The sequence below is a fragment of the Gelidibacter sp. F63206 genome, from assembly GCF_023015735.1.
Window position 1 is genome coordinate 1 of the sequence record NZ_JALKAU010000050.1, and the last position, 21,792, is coordinate 21,792.

Genomic DNA, 21,792 nt, shown 5'->3' on the forward strand with positions numbered 1-21,792 from the left:
GGGCCTGGATCACCTTGTGGTCCTTGGACGCCATCTGCACCATCGGCACCATCGGCTCCTGCTGGTCCCTGAGGTCCTGCTGGACCGGTCTCTCCTTGAATTCCTTGTTCGCCTTTTAAAGAAGCAATAAAATCCAATTCGGTACCAGTGTTTCCTTGATCCAACCAAACTTGATAAGCAGAATCCCCATCGTCACCTTTTGGACCATTAGCTAAATTAATTATGGTTTCAATATTGTTTTCATCGGTATAGGTCATTGTTCCGTCACCATTATCAACAAGGGTAGTGATGGTTTCAAGGTTTCTTATATTTATAATTGTAGTATTACCAGCTTCATCCGTAAATGTGAACGTACCATCGTTATTTTCAACAACCGTTGTGAGAGTCTCTAAATTCTTGACGATTTGGGTCAGGTCCAATTGGGTGACCACGCCGTTCTCATCCGTATAATCAATGTTGACGTTGTCTGAATTGAGAGCAATGGTAGTCAAGGTCTCGAGATTGCTTATATCTACAATAGTCGCAACTCCGGCCTCATCCGTAAATGTGAACGTACCATCGTTGTTTTCGACAATCGTCGTGAGTGTCTCCAAATTCTTGACGATCTGGGTCAAGTCCAATTGGGTGACTACACCGTTTTCATCCGTGTAATCAATATTCACGTTGTCTGGATTGAGTGCTATTGTAGTTAAAGTTTCGAGATTGTTTATATCTACAATGGTCGTAACTCCAGCCTCATCCGTAAATGTGAAGGTACCATCGTTATTTTCAACAATCGTCGTGAGGGTCTCTAAATTCTTGACGATTTGTGTCAAGTCCAATTGGGTGACTACTCCCTCTTCATCTGTATAATCAATGTTGACGTTGTCAGGGTTAAGTGCTATTGTAGTCAAAGTCTCGAGATTACTCACATTTATTGTAGTTTCATTTCCGGCCTCATCCGTGAAAGTAATCGTACCGTCGTTGTTTTCAACAATCGAGGTTAATGTCTCCAAATTCTTGACAACTTGGGTCAAGTCCAATTGGGTGACTACACCCTCTTCATCCGTATAATCAATGTTAACGTTATCAGGGTTGAGTGCTATGGTAGTCAAGGTCTCAAGATTGCTTATATCTACAATGGTCGCAACTCCTGCTTCATCCGTAAATGTGAAGGTACCATCGTTATTTTCAACAACCGTTGTGAGGGTTTCTAAATTCTTGACGATTTGGGTCAGGTCCAATTGGGTGACCACGCCGTTCTCATCTGTATAATCAATGTTGACGTAGTCAGGGTTGAGTGCTATGGTAGTCAAGGTTTCGAGATTGTTTATATCTACAATGGTCGCAACTCCGGCCTCATCCGTAAATGTGAAGGTACCATCGTTGTTTTCAACAACCGTTGTGAGGGTCTCTAAATTCTTGACGATTTGGGTCAAATCCAATTGGGTGACCACACCGTTCTCATCCGTATAATCAATGTTGACATTATCTGGATTAAGTGCAATCGCAGTTAGTGTTTCAAGATTGCCCATATCGATAATGGTCGCTACTCCAACCTCATCCGTGAAAGTGAACGTACCATCGTTGTTCTCAACAATCGATGTCAAGGTCTCTAAATTTTTGACAATCTGTGTGAGATCCAATTGAGTGATGATGCCGTCTTCATCTGTATAGTCAATGTTGACATTATCTGGATTAAGAGCGATAGATGTTAGCGTTTCAAGATCTCCAATATCAATAGAAGTCGCAACTCCAGCTTCATCCGTAAAGGTGAATGAGCCATCACTGTTTGCCACTATATTAGTCAGTGTTTCAAAATTCTTGATAACCGTTTGAAGATCAATACTAGTATTATCTCCATTTTCGTCTACATAATCCAAGGTATGTCCATCAGGATTGAGCCTTAGGGAAGTTAATGTCTGAAAATCTGTCGGATCAATGGCTTGGATGTCTCCATTTTGATCTATATAAGTAAACTGATTGTTTGCAAGATCCCACAGCACAATATGTTCTGGCAGATCACTCTCCGTTGTCAGTCTATTCCAAACACCTTGATACCAATAGTAATATCCTGGAGTCAAGGTAGCATTGGTATTGGTGTTATAAACCAATAAGCTTTCTATGTTTCCTGCGGTAATGGTATTTTGATCTGTAGTACCATTAAGCGGCACCTGAGGTATTAAAACACCTCTATTTGAGGATTTTATTTCCAATTGTGTAGAAGGGCTTGGCATATCCGTGCCGATCCCTACTTGTGCAAAAATGGAATTACCTACTATTAGGATAAGTAAGAGTAATAATTTTTTCATAGTGATTGATTGTTGTTATGAAATTTTGAAATTGCATTTTTAGATTTTATATACTTGGTAAGTTTATATTTCATCCTTTAAACCTAGTTAAGCCATATTTCCATTAATTAGTTATCTTGTCAATATGTTAATTATTTTAACAATCTAAAGACCTAAAATATTTTCCGACAAAGGGTCAATATTATCGACAAGATGCACAAATATAGAAATTATTTTTAAATATCATCGATAAAAAGCAAATTTCTTCGACAATCATCCTAAGTTCGTTTTATTTTTTATATGTGACTGCCGAAAAAATAGATCTCACTATCAAAAGATCTTGACCTTATATTCACATAATATTAACATATTGCAAGGTCAACTGTGGAAAAAGTGTATTAAGTTTTCTAAAACATTGCTCACCATAGAAATTGAAGCGATTAAATAATAAGAGTGTTCATACCTTAGCACATTCTTTTTACAAATGGCGACCAATCTTTAGTAGTTTTTAAATATTAAGATTCAATTCGATTAAAGATATTGGAACAATTGGTAGGTTTAACTTGAATATTTTCAACTGTCAATAGTGGTTTAAGGAAATATTTGAAGTCATCTGGTAAAACAATTGAAAAGTGCACCGAACCTTGGCCATTTCATTCCCGCACATCACTAAAGAATATTTGTTTGGTAAATGAAATATTTTAGTTATAACCTTTTGATGTAGGAACCGTCATTAATTCCGATACATAAATCAAGTGACCTTTCTTTTGATACTTACATGGAATTTAGAGCTCTCAAGAGAATTTAATTCGTTATTTGGAACCTATCCTCAAAACTCAATACGTCTTAATTTTAATTTTGAGGCGAAAAAAAACCCACGTGATCCGTGGGTTTAAGTGAATATAAGTAACCATATTACTCTTTAACTATCTTCTTTGTGAACGAACCATGCGATGTATCAACTTGCAGTAAATAAACTCCAGGACTCAAATTATCTGTCTCTACTATCTCATTCTTATATTGTACATGCAAATTCTTACCCAACGCATCAAACACGCTCACATTAATTACTTCTAATCCCGAAGGAGCCTTCAACATGACTCTTGCACTAGTGGGATTCGGATAGACCGCAAATTTTTCAATCTGACTATTACTTAAGGAAAGTGTTTCGTCAACGACAACCAAATTAATCATATGTCGCGCATCAGGATATCCAATAGTGGCCACCGGCAGCGGTTCGCCTTCAATCCCGCAGTGAATGGAGCTTATAAATCCTCCTTTAGTTTCTCCAGGCGTTGCACCTAAAAACAATTGATTTCCAGTGGAAGTTGGTTGCACAACCCTAACTACAATACTTGAGCTTGCTGAAACTATAGCTGGGCTATCGAAGTCGACTCTAATTATGGTATCTATATCATCTAAACCAACTGTTACCCTTCCAGATGCAATAGGAGTCGGTGAATTGGCAGCATTAAAACCAGCAGGAAAACCTTCAAAATTGTAAGCATAAATTTCCAATTCTTCGTCAAACTGAATGCCTTGTAATCCAAATTCAACGCCCACAAGTTTGACATCAGTTGTTATGCCTTCATCCGAAAGTATATAATCGCGATACCATGAATTATCACCTCCGTCGCACGATACGCCACTAGCAATAAATATTTCACCGGTAGTTTGGGTCAAAATAATCTCAGTATTTTGAGCCTGAATATTAAAAGTCACCATTGCCATAAATGCAATAGCCAATAAAGTAGTTTTAGTCATGGTTGGTTTTATATAAATGATTTACAAATTTAAAATAATCATTAACATAAGCAACTTCTATTGAAATTCATTAATGGTCAAAGCATTAAAAATATTCCGTAAATAATTATTATAGCGAGATGGCGGTCATCAGTCAAGATCCCAAAAACAAGTCTCTTTACCATGGTAAAAGCAGCTCAAAAACCTTGATCTTCAAAATATATAATTATAAAAATAGAGGAAACCCACCATTGGTAAATTTCCTCTTTTTTAGAGAATATGATGTACTTTTACATAATTGACCTAAAAATAGCCACTACGATCATTAACCAAAGTCAATATCATATATACAACATGATCTCGTTTGGGCCAATGAACAGGTATTTAACCAATAGAGAATTCACTTAATTAATAGGTTACTTATTTCGGTTAAAGCCTCCTACTTTAGTTGTTCATCGCTTTTAATACATCCCTACTCTTCTGTAAAAACTGAGTAATATTATCCTGTTGTTTATCCATACTAATATAGCCATCCATCTCTGAAGTCACTTGTTTTAAATCTGCAACTTGTGATTGTAATTCAGGGTAACTCTTAATTTGGATATCTTCCAATACCTTTGCCACCTTATCACTCGCTGTTTTAAAGTTTTTAGCCGATTCCGCGCTACTTAGTGGACTGGAAACCTTAGTGATCAACATCGAAAAGTTTCTTAAATCAATTAAAGCCTGTGATTCTTCCACGTTGTGTTCATCAGCCTTCTTCGCTACCGCTTTGCTCAAATTGTAGTATGCTTTTTTGGTGTAGGATGAATCTATTGCAATACGTGTAGAATCACGAATTGACCCTTCAAAGGCAGTGTATTGGTCATAAGCTGTTCCGGCCCTATAGGCGCCTGTTGTACCTGATTGTCCACCATCAGAATCTATCACATGTTCATTGGTGACCTCATCATCAATGTCATCAATATGGTCATCACGTTCTGGATTGTCATAAACAAAATACGCAATGATTCCCAATACGACCAGAATTAAGAGAATCCAAGGCCAAATTGGTTTTTTCCTGTCAATTTTAATCTCTGCCATAATTATACTTTTTAGTTAATTGGAATTTGAATTTAAGCACAACATCGTGCTCTTATAAAGTTAATATGAGTAATTCCTAAATTTAAGCTCTTTCGATCAAATTTTTAACCCGAAAAAGCTGTTTAAGAACGGTTTAATATCTATGAATTCCATTAAATTTAAGCATTTTTTGTTTAAATCCTTAAAATTTCAAACGATATACCAGAGGATGGCATCATATTAAATTTTAAAATCTTCATTTAGGTAAAGATTAATTCAAATCGGGAATCTTTGTGGATGGTCAGTCATCGACTATTACTAGCTGGATAAAATGCCCCTGACTTGATCTCTCATTTATAATGAACAGTGGCATTTCAATTGAAGCACATGAAATTAAATAAGCTTCGGTATGAGATAAAATCAGGACGTGTAAAGATGTTTTATTTTCCCAAATGATTGTTCATTGACCATTCTATATAAAGCCCGTACTGTGATTCATTCAGGATTGCTCTCAATATTCGGTCTTCTTCTTTTATTTTCGCAGTGGCCGAAAGCAATTTAAAAGCATCGTCATTTTCAGATTCCTTCCAAGCCTGTAATGCATTTTCATAACTCTGAATCTGATCTTCCGTCATACTAAAAGCTTCAAACAAATTCTCCTTTCTTTTTGGATGGTCTAAATTCCAATGTTCACTCATTCCTTCATTAACCCAATCATTACGAGCAGTTGTTCCAATTAATTCATCAAGATTACTCTTGCTTTCATAAATAGTAGTTTTGGATTGTTCGATGTTTTTAGGAATCAAAATTTCGGAATCACTATGAGCTGGAGAATTATTTTTATCAAGATCGCATGACATCGTTAAAATGATCGTAAAAACGGCCAAAAATTTATTAAAACCTCCCATAGCAGTCCTATTTAACATTCATATAAGTTTAACATTCATATAAACTTATAGATTACAAATGCCATATCCTTTCTCATATAAGTAAAAGATTATCTGTAATGAAAATTTGCGATTATAAATTTTTGACACCATTGGCAAGTTCTAAAGAATTAAAAACAAATGATTTATGGGGCAAATCGCCGATATGGCCAAAATGGATTGTAATATCGATTTTAGCTCGATTTTTTGAAGATCCATGCTTTATTCACATTATAATGATCTCAGCTGAAAAGTAAATTGAAAATAGAGCAATTAAATTATTTGATTTTTTATATTTGCACCGCTAAAGTTCTTTTGGATTTAATTTTGTATACCAAACAAAACATGGAAAGTAAAGCATTTGCCTAACATTCAAATCCATTGATTATTATTTTTGCGCACGTGGCGGAATTGGTAGACGCGCCAGCTTGAGGGGCTGGTGATCGCTTAGATCGTGGAAGTTCGAGTCTTCTCGTGCGCACAATTTACCTTCCATTCTAATAAAGTTTTTCTTTAAAACACATTCCTTTTCCATCATATCATAATTTAGTTTAATTTTGTTCTATATTTTTCACAAAAGAATGAACAACATTAAAACAATCTTTAGTATTAAGGACTTAGAAAACCTTACAGGAATAAAGGCACATACCATCCGTATTTGGGAAAAACGTTATGAGCTACTCGAACCTGAACGTACGGATACCAATATTAGATTTTACAATTTAGGTCATCTCCAAAAGCTATTAAATATTAGTTTTCTAAATAATAATGGACTCAAAATTTCAAAAATAGCATCTCTAAAAACGTCGGAAATACACGATCAAGTCAGAGAATTAGCGAGCAAAGGCCATTTGAAAAATCACGCTATCAATACGTTAAAGTTAGCAATGCTGGATTTTGATCAGGAACTTTTTTATGAAACCTATAATGGACTCATTAAGACCAAATCGTTTCGTCAACTATTTTATGAAGTCTTTATACCTTTCCTTTCAGAAATAGGCATGTTATGGCAAACGGACACCATCACTCCAGCGCATGAGCACTTCATTTCTTCACTTATTAAACAAAAGCTTTTGGTTAACACCGAACTTTTGCAATCCAAAATCAAAATAGAGCACAACAATGCCTTCGTTCTTTTTCTCCCAGATCATGAAATCCATGAGATTGGTCTCATGTTTGTAAATTATGAACTTGTAGCAAAGGGACAGCGATCCATCTTTTTAGGCTCTAGTGTTCCCATAGTGAGTTTAACGGATGTTCTGGCCTATTATGAAAACGTGACCTTCATTTCCTATTTTACGGTCAACCCTCCTAGAGCGGAGCTTTCCAATTATCTTAGCGATTTTCATGCACAGCTTTTAAAAGATAATACCCATGAATTATGGATTCTTGGTCAGATGGCACAACACATTGACACTAAGAGTTTACCAAAAAAGATCAAAATATTCAAAACAATTGACAGTTTAATTTCAAGAATTTAACGTTCTGGAATTGTTTTTTGTTTAACTTTTAATTACTTTTGTTAAACAATGAAATTAAATATTTCTATTATCGGTTCCGGATTTTCTGCATTATCTGCAGCGTGCTATCTAGCAAAAGATGGCCATAAAGTCACCATTTTTGAAAAAAACAAGACTATTGGAGGCAGAGCCAGACAGCTCAAGAAAGATGGTTTTACCTTTGATATTGGCCCGACTTGGTATTGGATGCCTGATGTGTTTGAACGATTTTTTGCCGATTTTGGAAAACAGCCTTCTGATTTCTATCAATTAATAAAGCTAAACCCGGCTTACAGCGTTTATTTTGCCAAGAACGATTTTATTACTATTGAAGACACCTTGGATAAAATTTGTGAAACTTTTGAAAAAGAAGAACCAGGGAGTTCCCAAAAATTAAAAAAATTCATTGCCAACGCCCAACATAATTATGAGGTTGCCATTAAGGACTTAGTATATCGGCCAGGTATCACACCCTTTGAGCTCATGACCCCAGTAACCATTAAGAAATTAGATCAATTTTTTAGCACAATAAAAAAAGATGTTCGTAAAGAATTTAAAAACGATCGTCTGGCCAAAATTCTCGAATTCCCAGTTTTGTTCCTTGGCGCAAAACCTGACAATACACCATCCTTCTATAGTTTTATGAATTATGCCGATTTTGGAATTGGTACTTTTCATCCGAAAAAAGGCATGTATGAAGTCATTTTGGCTATGGAACAGCTCGCTAAAAGTTTAGGTGTGACTATTAAAACGGAAAGTTCGGTCGATCAGATTATGGTTTCCGATAGTGAAGCAACCAGCATTATATCCAATGGCGAAATCTACAATTGCGATGTTGTTTTGAGCGGAGCAGACTACCATCATTCAGAGACCTTAGTGGAGAAAAAATATCGCCAATACTCAGAAGCCTATTGGGAAAAGAAGATTTTCGCGCCATCGTCTCTCCTATTTTATGTGGCATTTGATAAAAAAATCAAAAACGTTAATCATCATACCTTATTCTTCGATGTGGATTTTGAGGCACACGCCAAAGAAATTTATGACACCCCAAAATGGCCAGAAAACCCTCTATTTTATGCAAGTTTCCCGTCTTTAACCGATAAAAGCGTGGCTCCTGAAGGTCAGGAAGCGGGTATATTTTTGATTCCGTTAGCACCTGGTTTAGAGGATACAGCCGAATTAAGATCGCTTTATTTCGACAAAATCATGAAGCGTTTTGAAAATTTGACCTCGCAAAGCGTCGTAAATAATATTATATTTAAGGAATCCTTTTGTGTTAAGGACTTTATAAACGATTATAACTCGTACAAAGGCAATGCCTACGGCATGGCGAACACGCTCATGCAAACGGCTTTTTTAAGACCAAAATTAAAGAGTAAAAAAGTGAATAACTTATATTTTACTGGCCAACTTACTGTACCTGGTCCGGGAGTACCACCATCGTTGATTTCCGGAAAACTGGTAGCAGAACTTATAAAAAAACATCATACTCTCAAAGCCCATGAAAGCGTTATTTGATATCGTCTCGCATCAATGCAGTAAAGCCGTTACAAACTCGTACAGCACGTCATTTTCTTTGGCCACCAAAATGTTGGCCCAAAGTATCAGACAGGATATTTATAATATTTACGGATTTGTACGCTTTGCGGATGAGATTGTCGATTCATTTCACAATTATAATAAAGAAGCCCTTTTCAATCGTTTTGAAGAAGATCTGGAACTGGCACTCGAGCATAGAATCAGTTTAAACCCGATTTTGAATGCCTTCCAAGAAACCTATCACAAATATAATATAGACAAGCATTTGGTGATGTCTTTTATGAATAGTATGCGATTGGATCTACATAAAAGCGACTACTTGACGGAAGCGGAATACAAAATGTACATATATGGATCGGCCGATGTGGTGGGACTGATGTGTCTGAAAGTTTTTGTGAAGGGTGACGAAGAAAAATACGATCATCTAAAGGATAGTGCCATGAGTTTAGGTTCGGCATTTCAGAAAGTCAATTTTTTAAGAGATTTAAAAGCGGATTACGAGGACTTAAGTCGGACCTATTTTCCAAACACCAATTTGAACCACTTGGATGAAACTTCCAAACGACGTATTATTATGGACATTGAGAACGATTTTGCCATGGGTTTTGAAGGTATAAAAGAACTTCCTATCGAAGCAAAATTTGGAGTGTTCATGGCTTATCGCTACTATTACCAACTCCTCAAAAAACTTAAAAGCACACCGGCACTAGATATTAAGTCAACTCGCATCCGGGTGCCCAATTACAAGAAATTTGAACTTTTGACCCGGAGTTATGTCAAATATCAACTCAATTTAATGTAAGTTTGATCATGCAAATTTTTCTTTGGATACTTATATTTTTTGGCACATTTGCCATTATGGAATTCAATGCTTGGTTTACCCATAAGTACATTATGCATGGTTTTTTATGGAGTCTTCATAAAGATCATCATAAAAAAGACCATAAAAGTTGGTTTGAACGCAATGATGCCTTCTTTCTCTTTTATGCCGTGGTGAGTATGACCTTGTTCTACCTCTGGAGCTATGAAGATCTATGGTACTGCCTTCCTATTGCCCTTGGAATTTTAGCCTACGGAATTGCCTATTTCACCGTCCATGATATTTTCATCCACCAACGTTTTAAAATCTTTAGAAATGCCAATAACAGGTATGCCAAAGGCCTGAGACGCGCCCACAAGATGCACCACAAGCATTTGGGAAAAGATGATGGAGAATGTTTTGGTATGCTCATCGTTCCTTTTAAATATTTCAAAAAATAATCGATAGGTCAGATATGCAGAGCGACACCCATTTTGATTATATCATCATTGGAAATGGACTTGCCGGTTTGCAATTAGCATTAGAAATATCCAAAGACTCCTATTTTGACACTTACCGCATTGGTCTGATTGATCCCTCCGATAAATCTGAAAATGATAAGACTTGGAGCTTTTGGGAACAGGGCCAAGGAAAATTTGACTCTATTGTTGAAAAAGTTTGGCATACTGCAAAATTTGAATCTTCCGAGCTGTCTCTTATACTTCCACTGAAGGAATATAACTACAAAACCATCAGATCCCTTGAGTTTTACAATTGGGCCAAAAAGAAGCTTTTATCAAAAGATAATTTCAAGTTCATTTTGGATACCGTTCAAGAAATTGAAGATTCCGTCGATTTAAAAGTCATTGGCAATACCCAAACCTATTCGGCAAAACATGTGTTCGACAGTAGAGTTCCTAGAGAGTTTTATCTAAAACAATCTCATTACACTTTAATCCATCAACATTTTCAAGGCTGGGTCATTGAAACCGAATCGCCTTGCTTTCAGCCTGGGGCCTTTACCATGATGGACTATAGGTTTCAATATAAAGATTCGACAAGTTTCATCTATGTCCTGCCTATCTCTGAAACCAAGGCCTTGGTGGAATACACCTTTTTCACACCGTTTCTTGTTAAAGCTGAGGTTTACGAAGAAGCACTGAAAAAATATCTCGAAACCGAATACCATTTAACCAATTTTAAAATTCTGGAAACTGAAGTTGGTAATATTCCGATGACCGATTTCCCTTTTTGGAAGTATCACACAGAAAACATTACCAAAATTGGTACAGGAGGTGGATGGGTTAAGGGCTCAACGGGATATTCCTTTAAACATACCGAAAAGAATGTATCCAAAGTAATCGACAACATCAAAGCAGGAAAAAGACCCTCACATCAATTATTCAAAAAAAAATTTAAGTTTTACGATAAGATTTTCCTAAAAGTACTTCACGATGAAAACCAAAAAGGTGTGTGGATTTTTGAAAGCTTTTATTCAAAAAATGACATTAGGACCATGTTTCGGTTTTTAGATGAAGAAACCACTTTCTCCGAAGACCTCTCTATAATGAAGTCACTTTTTTCAATGGCTTTCATAAAAGCGTTTTTCAAAGTATTATTCAAGTTGTAAAAGATCATCCAATAATCTCCTAACCGTTTTACTGTTCCAATCTGCCGCACCCGTTTTGTCAATAACGATATTTCCCTCTCTATCTAAAACAAAAGTCCGCGGAATGGAAGAAGTTTCCAATTGCTTCGGGTTTCCACTTATTGCTGCATGTACTAAAAACTCATAATCATTTTTTTTCTTAAACTTTGAAATGACCTCTTGGGTTTCATTTGAAACAAATAGAAAATCGACATCATTCTTATAGTCTTGATATAACTTTTCCATACTTGGCATTTCAGCAATACATGGCGGACACCAAGTAGCCCAAAAGTTGATAAACACCACCTTTCCTTTGGCATCGTTGAAGTTATAGGCCACGCCATTCTCATCCACCAATTGCCAGTTATAATCGGTGAGAACAACACGGTCTTCTTTGTCAATCACCGATGGACTGAACATGGCCAAACCTTTTTGTAAAAAAACTTGAATAGGCTGTCGCGTTTGCGGAATGATGATCAGCAAAATGATCACTAGAAAAATAATATTACTACGTTGATTTTTTGAGATTTTCATGGTTATAAAAATAGATGATTTTGTGATAAGCCTCAAGTGTGTCGACAGATTAAAACTTAAATCGAAGTTTCCGTATCCATTTGCAGGAGCTATCGCGACAGCAATCTAAACAGGAAAGTTCTATACGGCGTGAATTCAAGTTCTGCCTGCTTGTCCGCAAACAGGGGTCTCGAGTCCGCCCAAAAGCGGGATTATCGCGATAGCCGTCGGGACAACCATCAGAACTTGATGCGCTTTGCTTTCAAGTTCCGGGTTTCACTAAAAAAATAAAACTCCCAATGTTTATCGGGAGTTTTATTACTTTAAAAAGGTTAAATGCTTAAGATAGATTTTGCTTCTTAATCAAGTTTAAGGCCGAACCTTCATTATACCAATCGATTTGCTGTTGATTATAAGTATGGTTTACTTTGATAACATCTTTACTGCCATCTGCATGAACAAACTCTAAATGAAGAGGTTTGTCCGGAGCAAACTGATCTAAATCCAAGAAATTGATCGTATCATCTTCCTGTATCAAATCGTAATCATTTTCATTGGCGAAGGTCAAGCCTAACATACCTTGTTTTTTCAGGTTTGTTTCATGGATACGTGCAAAGGATTTCACTAAAACTGCGGCAACGCCCAAGTGTCTTGGTTCCATGGCAGCATGTTCACGAGAAGAACCTTCACCGTAGTTGTGATCGCCAACAACAATAGAATGAACGCCTTTTGCTTTATAATCTCTCGCGACATCAGGAACGCCTCCATACTCACCGGTCAATTGATTTTTGACAAAATTTGTTTTCTTACCAAAAGCATTTACCGCACCAATAAGCATGTTGTTGGAGATATTGTCCAGATGTCCTCTGTAACGCAGCCATGGTCCAGCCATTGAAATATGGTCTGTTGTACATTTTCCAAAAGCTTTGATCAATAGTTTTGCACCAACTATCTTATTTCCTAAAGGTTTAAAAGGTTCCAATAATTGCAAACGCTCAGAAGTTGGATTAACTGATACATCTACCTTGCTACCATCTTTAACTGGCTCAACGTATCCTGCATCTTCAACATCAAAACCTCTTGGTGGCAATTCAATACCTTGTGGCGGGTCCAATCTCACTTCTTCCCCATCTTCATTAATCAAGACGTCATTCATCGGATCGAAATCCAAACGTCCCGAAATAGCAATTGCAGCCACCATTTCTGGAGACCCTACAAAGGCATGTGTATTTGGATTACCATCTGCACGTTTTGAGAAGTTACGATTAAACGAATGTACAATCGTATTTTTCTCTTCACCTTTTAAATCACTTCTATCCCATTGGCCAATACAAGGTCCACAAGCATTTGTAAAGATAGTGGCATCTAGATCTTCAAATATTTTTAAAATACCGTCACGTTCTGCGGTGTAACGGATCTGCTCAGAACCTGGATTGATTCCGAAATCTGATTTTGCTTTGATATTTTTATCTACGGCCTGTTTCGCAATGGAAGCCGCACGTGTCAAATCCTCATAAGATGAGTTGGTACATGATCCGATCAAGCCCCATTCTACTTTAATTGGCCATCCTTTTTCTTTGGCAAGTTTACCAAGTTGTCCAACTGGTGTTGCCAAATCAGGGGTAAACGGTCCGTTTAAGTGTGGACGAAGTTTATCTAAATCAATTTCAATAACTTGGTCAAAATAGTCTTCAGGATTTTCATAAACCTCAGGATCACCGGTCAAATATTCACGGATCTTATTAGCTTCATCAGCTACTTCATTTCGGTCTGTCGCTCTTAAGAAACGTTCCATTGAGTCGTCATAACCAAATGTAGATGTTGTAGCTCCAATTTCAGCACCCATATTACAAATTGTCCCCTTTCCTGTACAAGATAGGTTCTTTGCACCAGGTCCAAAATATTCAACAATCGCACCAGTACCTCCTTTTACGGTCAAGATACCAGCCACTTTTAAAATCACGTCTTTTGAAGCTGTCCATCCATTTAGATTTCCAGTCAATTTAACGCCAATCAGCTTAGGAAATCTCAACTCCCAAGCCATCCCGGCCATCACGTCAACAGCATCAGCACCACCAACACCAATAGCCACCATTCCCAATCCACCAGCGTTTACTGTATGTGAATCGGTACCTATCATCATGCCGCCTGGAAATGCATAATTTTCTAAAACAACTTGGTGAATAATACCTGCACCAGGTTTCCAAAAACCTATTCCATATTTATTAGATACTGACGCCAGAAAATCAAAAACTTCACTGCTGGTTTCATTGGCACGTTTCAAGTCGGGAGCTGCGCCCTGTTTTGCTTGAATCAAGTGATCACAATGGGTTGTAGTAGGTACCGCAACTTTCGGCTTACCTGCTTGCATAAACTGTAACAGTGCCATTTGTGCTGTAGCATCCTGTAACGCAATGCGGTCAGGTGCAAAGTCTACATAATCTTTACCTCTTTTAAAAGCGGTTGTTGGATTGCCATCCCAAAGGTGGGCGTATAAAATCTTCTCAGATAAAGTTAAAGGCTTACCAACAATCTGACGCGCTTTGTCCACACGTTCAGGCATAGTTTTGTAAACTTTTTTAATCATGTCAATATCAAATGCCATAGAGTATATTTTAAAGGTTGATGTTTATTCTTTTCCGAGGACTCGGAGTGCAAATTTACAAAATTAAAGAGACTTTTAAAAATCTCTAACGGAATCAAATAAACATTAAACATCTCTCAATGAATATCGGATAATAGGCGATAAAATAGCGAATTTGACAAAATAGACAGGTATAAAATAGTGAATTATCAACTTATATCGGCCATCAACATTTTGAGAATGAAAATTAAAAGGGATCTATCCCAACTTTTTGTCGCGGTAATTTAAAATCGGTTTCTCAAAATAGGTATAAACCAGGTTTGAAATACTCAAGGTCAACAGCAGATAAACCGTACACAAGCCCATTTTCAACGTTAGGGAGGCTGAATTAAGATCAACAATATAATAGAAACACAACAAAATTGTAGAAAAATTCACCGGATAAATGGCATAAGATCGGGTGCTGACAAAATAAATGACCCCGTTAAAAGTTGTACTGCGTTTCATCCCAATCGCATAAGGGAATACCAACCCACAGCTCATCGAGATCAAGGGAAGGTACATAAAGACGAAGAAGTAGAGATGGGTTTCCGGTTGTAAATTCATTATATAAATAAGAAGATGGGTTCCGGCAAAAACACCTATACCCAAAAACAGCAGGCCATATTTCAGCTTTTGAAAAAAGCCTTGCCAACGCTGCATCATATACACCAACAAAAACCCGATGTATATGGCATCCAATCTATAAATTACGACTTTTCTGAATGTGGAACTCCAGTCCTTCTGGTTTAGCAGCTCAGTATTCATATAGAATTGGATTTTTAGCAAAAATCCCATAAAAATGACCGCTAAAGTGGCCCATAAAAAAACGGAGCGCTCTCGATCTTTAAAAAAATAAAAGCCGCAGAAGAGGAGAAATGGCAGAAATAAATAGGCGTCTTTCAATTGACAAACTCCAAGACTCGGTGAAAAATTCTGACTGAGGGTCTGAAAAATTCTGAAGAAACACAAAATAAGAGCCGATGCTATCGGGCAAATCCTTCGAAAAGGCATAGATAATTCCGATGTTTATGAGCAGTATTAAGAAATAATTGGGCAGGGTTCTCCACCAGCGTCGTTTCCAAAACGTCAATAAATTAGAGAACTTGGTGCGATTTTGATCAATTTCCTTGAGCAATATGCCGCCGATTAAAAATCCGCTCAGAACAAAAAACAAATCGACTCCCACAGCCCCCATAGTTCGCATAAAGACCACAATTAAATTCTCGGAATCTTGAACAAAGAAAAATGTCGCATGGGACAGGACGACTAAAGTAATGGCAATTGCCCTTACCAAATCCAATCCGAAATTACGTTCCTTTCGCATTCAAAAAAATTAAAATTGAATCAAACACCTCTTGCAGTAAACCCGTTGTTGCCGGGAATAAACCATTGTAAATATAAAAAAATGCCGTAGCCTGCAAAGTTTTCAGTTGATATAACATAGCTCCCCAAATTCATTATGATGGAATAATGAAACAAATATAAGCCATATGCCATTCTCGCTAATCAACAAATGTTTCTCATCATTTTGATTGAAGCATACATCCGCCCATCGTTAATACTAGTTAGCCAATAAGAGGACTCTATTATCCTTTATTGAAGAGGTTAGATCAATTTCTATAAGCCATTGAACAATTGCTCAATTCGTGTTTGTATTGTATATCTTGATAAGTTTTAGTATAATCATAATTAAAGAAATGACTTCAAGAGCCATTCCAGCAATCAACAATTCTACCGCAAGCTGCCAGTGCATTATTTTGAATAGGCTCCCCAAAAGGATCAACACAAAACCAGATAACAGGAAAATAAGTGGTAAGATAAATATTTTGAAATTCATTAAAACAAACTTTTTATAATTTGCTCATCTGTAATCCCCTCAGCTTCTGCCTTATAGTTTTTAATGATTCGATGTCTGAGAATCCCGTTGGCCACCGCTTGCACATTTTCGATATCTGGAGAGAACTTACCGTTAATAGCGGCATGTGTTTTGGCTGCCAAAATTAAATTTTGAGACGCTCTCGGTCCCGCGCCCCAATCGACAAACTCTTTTACCAATCCTGTCGCTGAAGAATCCTTTGGACGAGTTTTCGCAACCATGGATACGGCATATTCAATAACATTGTCTGCTACTGGAATACGACGGATCAAGTTTTGTAAGTCACTGATTTCCTGGGCTGAATATAACGAATTGACCTTCGATTTTATATCGGTAGTTGTTGATTTGACGACTTGAACCTCTTCTTCAAAAGAAGGATATTCTAAGTAGATGGCGAACATAAAACGATCCAATTGTGCCTCTGGCAAAGGATAGGTTCCTTCTTGTTCAATTGGATTTTGAGTTGCCAATACAAAATAAGGCAAACTTAACTGATAATGGTGCCCCGCCACGGTAACCGAGCGTTCCTGCATAGCTTCCAACAGTGCAGCTTGGGTTTTGGGTGGGGTTCTATTGATCTCATCCGCCAAAATAATATTGGCAAAGATGGGACCTTTGATAAATTTAAACTGTCTGTTCTCGTCTAAAATTTCACTTCCAAGAATATCACTTGGCATTAAGTCTGGTGTAAATTGGATACGCTTGAAATCAAGACCCAAAGCTTGGGCAATAGTATTGACCATTAATGTTTTGGCTAATCCAGGAACGCCAATCAGCAAGGCATGTCCACCAGAAAATATTGAAATCAGGATTTGGTTGACCACCTCATCCTGCCCTACAATCACTTTGGCAATTTCAATCTTTAAAGCTTTATATTTTTTTACAAACTGTTCTACCGCAGCAACGTCAGACATACTATTCCTTTTTTAACCAATTACTTTCAAACTCACAATTTCTGTATTCGCCATTAATATTGATATAGGTGTCCATCACTTTCTCATTGACCCATTTTTCAATGGCCTTGAATTGTTTGTCTTGTTCTGTCAAGTTTTTAATTTTCAGATAATCTTTGGCAAAATCGGCTTCGTGGCCATCTACTCTGTCTGTAACGGTCAAAAGTTTAAATTTTATCGGATTGATTCGGTCTTCATCCTGAAGCACCAAACTGACTTCATTATCCTTTAGACTTTCAATTTGTGTATAGAGTTCTGGATCCATCTTGGTCAATTCAAAACTGTAATCCTGCGTACGAGGATTTATTAACTGTCCGCCGTCATTTCGAGTTTCTTCTTCATCACTAAACTCTCTTGCCGCCTGTGCAAACGAAATTTCGCCATCTACTATACGCTTACGGATCAGATCGATCTTTTCCTTAGCTTCCTTTATGGCTGCCGGAGTAACCTCTGGACGCATTAAGATATGCCGAACATCATATTCCTGTCCCCTTATTTTTTCCAAATAAATAATATGAAATCCAAAGTCTGTTTCAAATGGGTCAGAAACTTCGCCCTCCTGCAGAGAAAATGCGACATCTCTAAATTCTTTCACCATTTGCGGGCGCTTTCTGTTCAGAGTATATAAACCTCCCGTTCTACGTGAAGCTACATCATCAGAATATAGAACGACTTTAGAGGTAAAACTCGCGCCTCTTTCCACCACATCTTCCTTAAACTCCTTCAGTTTATCAATAACCTTCTGCTTTTCAGCCTCAGAAATTTTAGGAATGACTACAATTTGGGCGACCTTTAATTCCGTTCCAAAAAATGGACGTTCGTCTTTAGGGATATCATTAAAGTACTGTCTTACTTCTTCTGGAGTCACCTCAATATCTGCAACAATTTTCTCTTTCATCCGACCTGCAAGTTGCTGGCTTTTGTTGATTTCAAACATCTCTTCACGCAAGCTTTCTTCGGTATCTTTGTTATAGAATTTGAGCATTCTTGGCAAACTGCCATCCATTTGCTCCAATATATAATCAAATTGCTGATCAACCTGAGAACGAATCTCCAGATCGTTGACCACAATACTATCTTGAACAGCATGATGTGCATATAATTTGTCTTCGAGTAACTTTCCAAACAATTGGCAACGGGTAGGCATATCAGATTTAGATACCCCTGAAGCCTCCAACTGTGCAAATTGCTTATCAAGATCTGAATCCAAAACAATATAATCGCCTACGACAGCGACTACACCATCTACTTTAATACGCTTTTGTGCAGACGTGTCTTTAACTATTTCCTTTTCTACAACACCTTCTTCAATGACTTCTTGTGCAGAAGCAAAAGCATAGGAGAATAGAACCATTAAGCCTAGTGAAAGCTTAAGATTAATTGTAAATTTCAAATTGATTGTTTTTAATAGCATCTTTTGTAATATCTTTTTCAAATTGCTTGATGAGTTCCAGTTTTCTACGATTGAGTATGATCTGATTGACCGTTGGTCTAACATATTCTAACGGGGCATAATCATTTTGCTGCAGGACGTCATTAATTTGGATCAAATATAGTCCTAATGAATCTTTGAGTTGTATATAATTAGATTTTTTTAACAGTTCTTTTTTGTTATCAGCATTCACCACTGGAATTTTCTGGGCGACTTGGGCAGCCCTGATCCAAATAGAGTCATTTAAAAAATATGATCTGAATTGAATCCCTAAAGAGTCAAGGTATTGTTGATCGTCTTGATCAAATCTCTTAAATCGTTTCTCAACTTCCTCTTTATTAAGCGCATTTTGAGAGATGTTGATATATCTCAACTTCACCAACTCTTCATTAAGTTTAAAAGACTCCCTATTATTTTCGTAAACCTTAAGTGCCTCCGACATGGAAACAGCAGTGTCTATATTCCTTTTCACCAAGGTCTCCACGTAGGCTTTAGTGTACAAATCATTTCGATATTGATTGACCAATTTATTATATTCGTTCTGTATGTTTTCAGGCAAGTTTCTTTTGGCACCATCAACCAACAATAACTGTGTTGCCCATCGGGTTATATAGCCATTGACCAATAGCGTGCTGTCTTCTACAGAAGTCCCTTCGGCCACCAAGTTTTCAACATCTTCTTTATAGAGGTAAGATTCTCCAACTCTTGCAATAGGTGTCCGATCATCAGTCTGCTTGAAAAATTGGCAAGAGACCAAAAAACTACAATTTATCAGTATAAGGACTACTTTTTTAATCAATTTTGGGTTGGATTTCAGATTTTACTTTTTGTAGAATATCAGCATTTACCTCAACATCATAACGTTCATTAAGAGCCTCCAACCAATTGGCTTCCAGCGTGTTTTGATAATCACTAATAATTTTACCTTTTGCCTCGTCAAAAGTCTTATTTGTTTTTGGGAGCAAGGCATTGACTTTAACAACATGATACGCCTCATTATGACGATACACTCTAGAAACTCCTGTCCTTAAAATCCCATCTTGAGGCAAGCTTGGATCATTTGAAAGCCTGATTCCTGCGGTGAACATTACTTTTAGTTCGTTATCTGTGTTCATTTCCTTACTGATATCGTCTGGCGATTGGCCTCTCCTCAAAAGTCTGGCCACTGCTTTAATATCATTTTCCTTTGCTCCGGAAGCAATGACCACATCCACCCGATCTTCCCAAAAATAATTGTCTTTATGCTTGGTATAGTATTTCTGCAAACCGATAGTGTCGGAAGCAGCGGCATTCCACACTTCCTTTTCCATAAGGTCGAACAAGAGCAGACCGTCTCTGTATTCCTTTAATATTTGTGCAAAGTCTTCGTTTACAAATTCTAAATTATCTTTATGGTACTTTAAAATTGCATCCTCTTCAAAGTTTTTATATTCTTTATCAACAACTGTTCTAAAAGGCATCTTTTGGCCTGCATATACTTTCTGAATGTTCAATAAGCGCTTCCCAAAATCTTCGTATCTTAAAGTGTCCTCTTCAATGGTCAATATCACTTGATCTTTATCAAAGTTTTTTGGCAAGGTCCAAGCAGATGAGAAGAAATCAGAATTCAAAATAGATTCAAAATAACCTCTAGCATTAGGATTTACAACAACCTTATAATCTTCCTTTAAATCATTTGCCAGAGTGGCATTGATAAGGCTGGAACGCGAATCGCGCAAGATTTTATTTTCAATATCATACTTTACCTCTGCAAAAGGTGGCACACCTTTTTTATCCAATAATTTGATAATATGCCAACCGTAATTGGTTTTAAACGGCTCTGAAACATCGCCAATAGCATTCATAGCAAAGGCCACCTTCTCAAATTCAGGAGCGCTCAATTGCCCGCCTGTAAACGGCGCTAATACTCCTCCATTGTTTGCCGAACTCTTATCGTCAGAGAATTGTTTGGCCAAGGATTCAAAGTCCTCCCCTTGCTTTAATTTCTTATAGATTTCATGAATTCGTTTTTCAGGATCAGATAAACTGTCCTTCTCACTGGCCGTAACCATAATGTGAGCTACAGTCACCTCACCAAGTGACCGTCTTTTATCTTCCACGTTGACGATATGGTAACCAAAACGTGTTCTAAATGGCATTGAAACATCGCCAGGCTTTGTCTTATATGCTGCATTTTCAAACTCATAGACCATTTTAAAAGCGGTAAAATAACCTAACTCTTCAGCAAAAACAGTTTTCCCATCGTGCACCTCTGTTTTAACCTTTTCAAAACCTTCCTTGATGATTCGATCACGTAATTTTAATAATTTTTCATAAACCTTTAAGGTATCAATTTCGTTTTCATCAAGACGGATTAAAACATGAGAAGCCTTTATGTCATAGCCCATTCGGTCATAAGCTTCCTTCACCAAACCCTCTGTAACCTTTGAATCCGAAAGATAGTTTTTGACCAACTGATCCTTATAGGATGAAAACTCCCTGATATATTTTATGTCCTGATCCAATCCCATTCGCTTGGCTTCTTTGACCTTTAATTGATAATTCACAAAAAGATTGAGGTAACCATCAATATCCTTCTGGCTTTCATCTTTTACCAAATCGAGGTTTTTATTGTAAACCCTTATAAATTCCTCTGCCTTAATTGGCTCGTCATCAATGGTAAACAATACGTCTTCAGGAGACACTTGTGCATTTGCAAAGGCAGTTAGCCAGAGCAACAGTAAACTGATATTTAACTTCATTATGCTAATTTGATATCTACATTTTAAAATAGGGCTGTTCCATCGACTTTTGAAAGTGCAGCCACCTCTATTTGTTAAAAACGGAATGACAATGTTGCAAAAATAATACAATTAGTGCATTAAACAAGTTGCATTTTTCAAACGAAACACATCTCCGTTTAGTAT

18 protein-coding genes and 1 tRNA gene are annotated in these 21,792 nt (G+C 37.1%); 6 read left to right on the forward strand and 13 right to left on the reverse strand.

The features are described from left to right. The 4 genes from MWU32_RS01970 to MWU32_RS01985 all read right to left on the reverse strand — a co-directional run. Window positions 1-2,291, reverse strand: a 2,291-nt coding sequence (locus MWU32_RS01970) for a collagen-like protein (RefSeq protein ID WP_246937350.1), incomplete at its 3' end; no start/stop codon positions are given. A gap of 894 nt (window positions 2,292-3,185) precedes the next feature. Further along, on the reverse strand, window positions 3,186-4,034 hold the full coding sequence (locus MWU32_RS01975) for a T9SS type A sorting domain-containing protein (RefSeq protein ID WP_246937296.1): 849 nt from the start codon (window positions 4,032-4,034) through the stop codon (window positions 3,186-3,188). 423 nt (window positions 4,035-4,457) lie between these two features. After that, complete coding sequence (locus MWU32_RS01980) at window positions 4,458-5,096, reverse strand: hypothetical protein (RefSeq protein WP_246937298.1); 639 nt, start codon at window positions 5,094-5,096, stop codon at window positions 4,458-4,460. A gap of 419 nt (window positions 5,097-5,515) precedes the next feature. Beyond that, complete coding sequence (locus MWU32_RS01985; RefSeq protein ID WP_246937300.1) at window positions 5,516-6,001, reverse strand: hypothetical protein; 486 nt, start codon at window positions 5,999-6,001, stop codon at window positions 5,516-5,518. Window positions 6,002-6,397: 396 nt separating this feature from the next. Here MWU32_RS01985 and MWU32_RS01990 point away from each other — a divergent pair. The 6 genes from MWU32_RS01990 to MWU32_RS02015 all read left to right on the forward strand — a co-directional run bounded on the left by MWU32_RS01990 (window position 6,398) and on the right by MWU32_RS02015 (window position 11,468). Then, a tRNA-Leu gene (locus MWU32_RS01990) sits at window positions 6,398-6,482 on the forward strand. A 100-nt stretch (window positions 6,483-6,582) separates the two neighbouring features. Beyond that, window positions 6,583-7,482, forward strand: coding sequence for a MerR family transcriptional regulator (locus MWU32_RS01995; RefSeq protein ID WP_246937302.1), 900 nt, complete (start codon window positions 6,583-6,585; stop codon window positions 7,480-7,482). Between the two features lie 48 nt (window positions 7,483-7,530). Beyond that, the gene (locus tag MWU32_RS02000; RefSeq protein WP_246937304.1) at window positions 7,531-9,018 is read left to right on the forward strand and encodes a phytoene desaturase family protein; all 1,488 of its coding nucleotides are present in this window, start codon (window positions 7,531-7,533) and stop codon (window positions 9,016-9,018) included. Further along, window positions 9,002-9,841 (forward strand): phytoene/squalene synthase family protein, encoded by an 840-nt coding sequence (locus tag MWU32_RS02005; RefSeq protein ID WP_246937306.1) that lies wholly within the window; start codon window positions 9,002-9,004, stop codon window positions 9,839-9,841. The genes MWU32_RS02000 and MWU32_RS02005 overlap by 17 nt, the downstream gene beginning before the upstream one ends. Window positions 9,842-9,849: 8 nt before the next feature. Then, window positions 9,850-10,299, forward strand: coding sequence for a sterol desaturase family protein (locus MWU32_RS02010; RefSeq protein WP_163516635.1), 450 nt, complete (start codon window positions 9,850-9,852; stop codon window positions 10,297-10,299). Between the two features lie 14 nt (window positions 10,300-10,313). Beyond that, window positions 10,314-11,468: a lycopene cyclase family protein gene (locus MWU32_RS02015; RefSeq protein ID WP_246937308.1), complete on the forward strand. Its 1,155-nt coding sequence runs from the start codon at window positions 10,314-10,316 to the stop codon at window positions 11,466-11,468. On the opposite strand, the gene MWU32_RS02020 is transcribed toward MWU32_RS02015, so the two are convergent. The 9 genes from MWU32_RS02020 to MWU32_RS02055 form a co-directional block, all read right to left on the reverse strand. Further along, on the reverse strand, window positions 11,454-12,020 hold the full coding sequence (locus MWU32_RS02020; protein WP_246937310.1) for a TlpA family protein disulfide reductase: 567 nt from the start codon (window positions 12,018-12,020) through the stop codon (window positions 11,454-11,456). The genes MWU32_RS02015 and MWU32_RS02020 overlap by 15 nt on opposite strands. 319 nt (window positions 12,021-12,339) lie before the next feature. Further along, complete coding sequence (locus MWU32_RS02025; RefSeq protein ID WP_246937312.1) at window positions 12,340-14,604, reverse strand: aconitate hydratase; 2,265 nt, start codon at window positions 14,602-14,604, stop codon at window positions 12,340-12,342. A gap of 237 nt (window positions 14,605-14,841) precedes the next feature. Further along, window positions 14,842-15,390, reverse strand: a complete 549-nt coding sequence (locus MWU32_RS02030; RefSeq protein WP_246937314.1) for a hypothetical protein — start codon at window positions 15,388-15,390, stop codon at window positions 14,842-14,844. 79 nt (window positions 15,391-15,469) lie between these two features. Beyond that, window positions 15,470-15,949, reverse strand: coding sequence for an acyltransferase family protein (locus MWU32_RS02035; RefSeq protein WP_246937316.1), 480 nt, complete (start codon window positions 15,947-15,949; stop codon window positions 15,470-15,472). A gap of 315 nt (window positions 15,950-16,264) precedes the next feature. Continuing rightward, complete coding sequence (locus MWU32_RS05445) at window positions 16,265-16,462, reverse strand: GldL-related protein (RefSeq protein WP_410744427.1); 198 nt, start codon at window positions 16,460-16,462, stop codon at window positions 16,265-16,267. Continuing rightward, window positions 16,462-17,415, reverse strand: a complete 954-nt coding sequence (locus MWU32_RS02040; RefSeq protein ID WP_246937318.1) for an AAA family ATPase — start codon at window positions 17,413-17,415, stop codon at window positions 16,462-16,464. Before MWU32_RS02040 ends, MWU32_RS05445 begins: the two co-directional genes overlap by 1 nt. Window position 17,416: 1 nt before the next feature. Beyond that, window positions 17,417-18,847 (reverse strand): peptidylprolyl isomerase, encoded by a 1,431-nt coding sequence (locus MWU32_RS02045; protein WP_317235143.1) that lies wholly within the window; start codon window positions 18,845-18,847, stop codon window positions 17,417-17,419. Continuing rightward, the gene (locus MWU32_RS02050; RefSeq protein ID WP_246937322.1) at window positions 18,831-19,685 is read right to left on the reverse strand and encodes a peptidyl-prolyl cis-trans isomerase; all 855 of its coding nucleotides are present in this window, start codon (window positions 19,683-19,685) and stop codon (window positions 18,831-18,833) included. The genes MWU32_RS02045 and MWU32_RS02050 overlap by 17 nt, the downstream gene beginning before the upstream one ends. Next, window positions 19,678-21,627, reverse strand: coding sequence for a peptidylprolyl isomerase (locus MWU32_RS02055; RefSeq protein ID WP_246937323.1), 1,950 nt, complete (start codon window positions 21,625-21,627; stop codon window positions 19,678-19,680). The genes MWU32_RS02050 and MWU32_RS02055 overlap by 8 nt, the downstream gene beginning before the upstream one ends. Window positions 21,628-21,792: the final 165 nt, after the last annotated feature.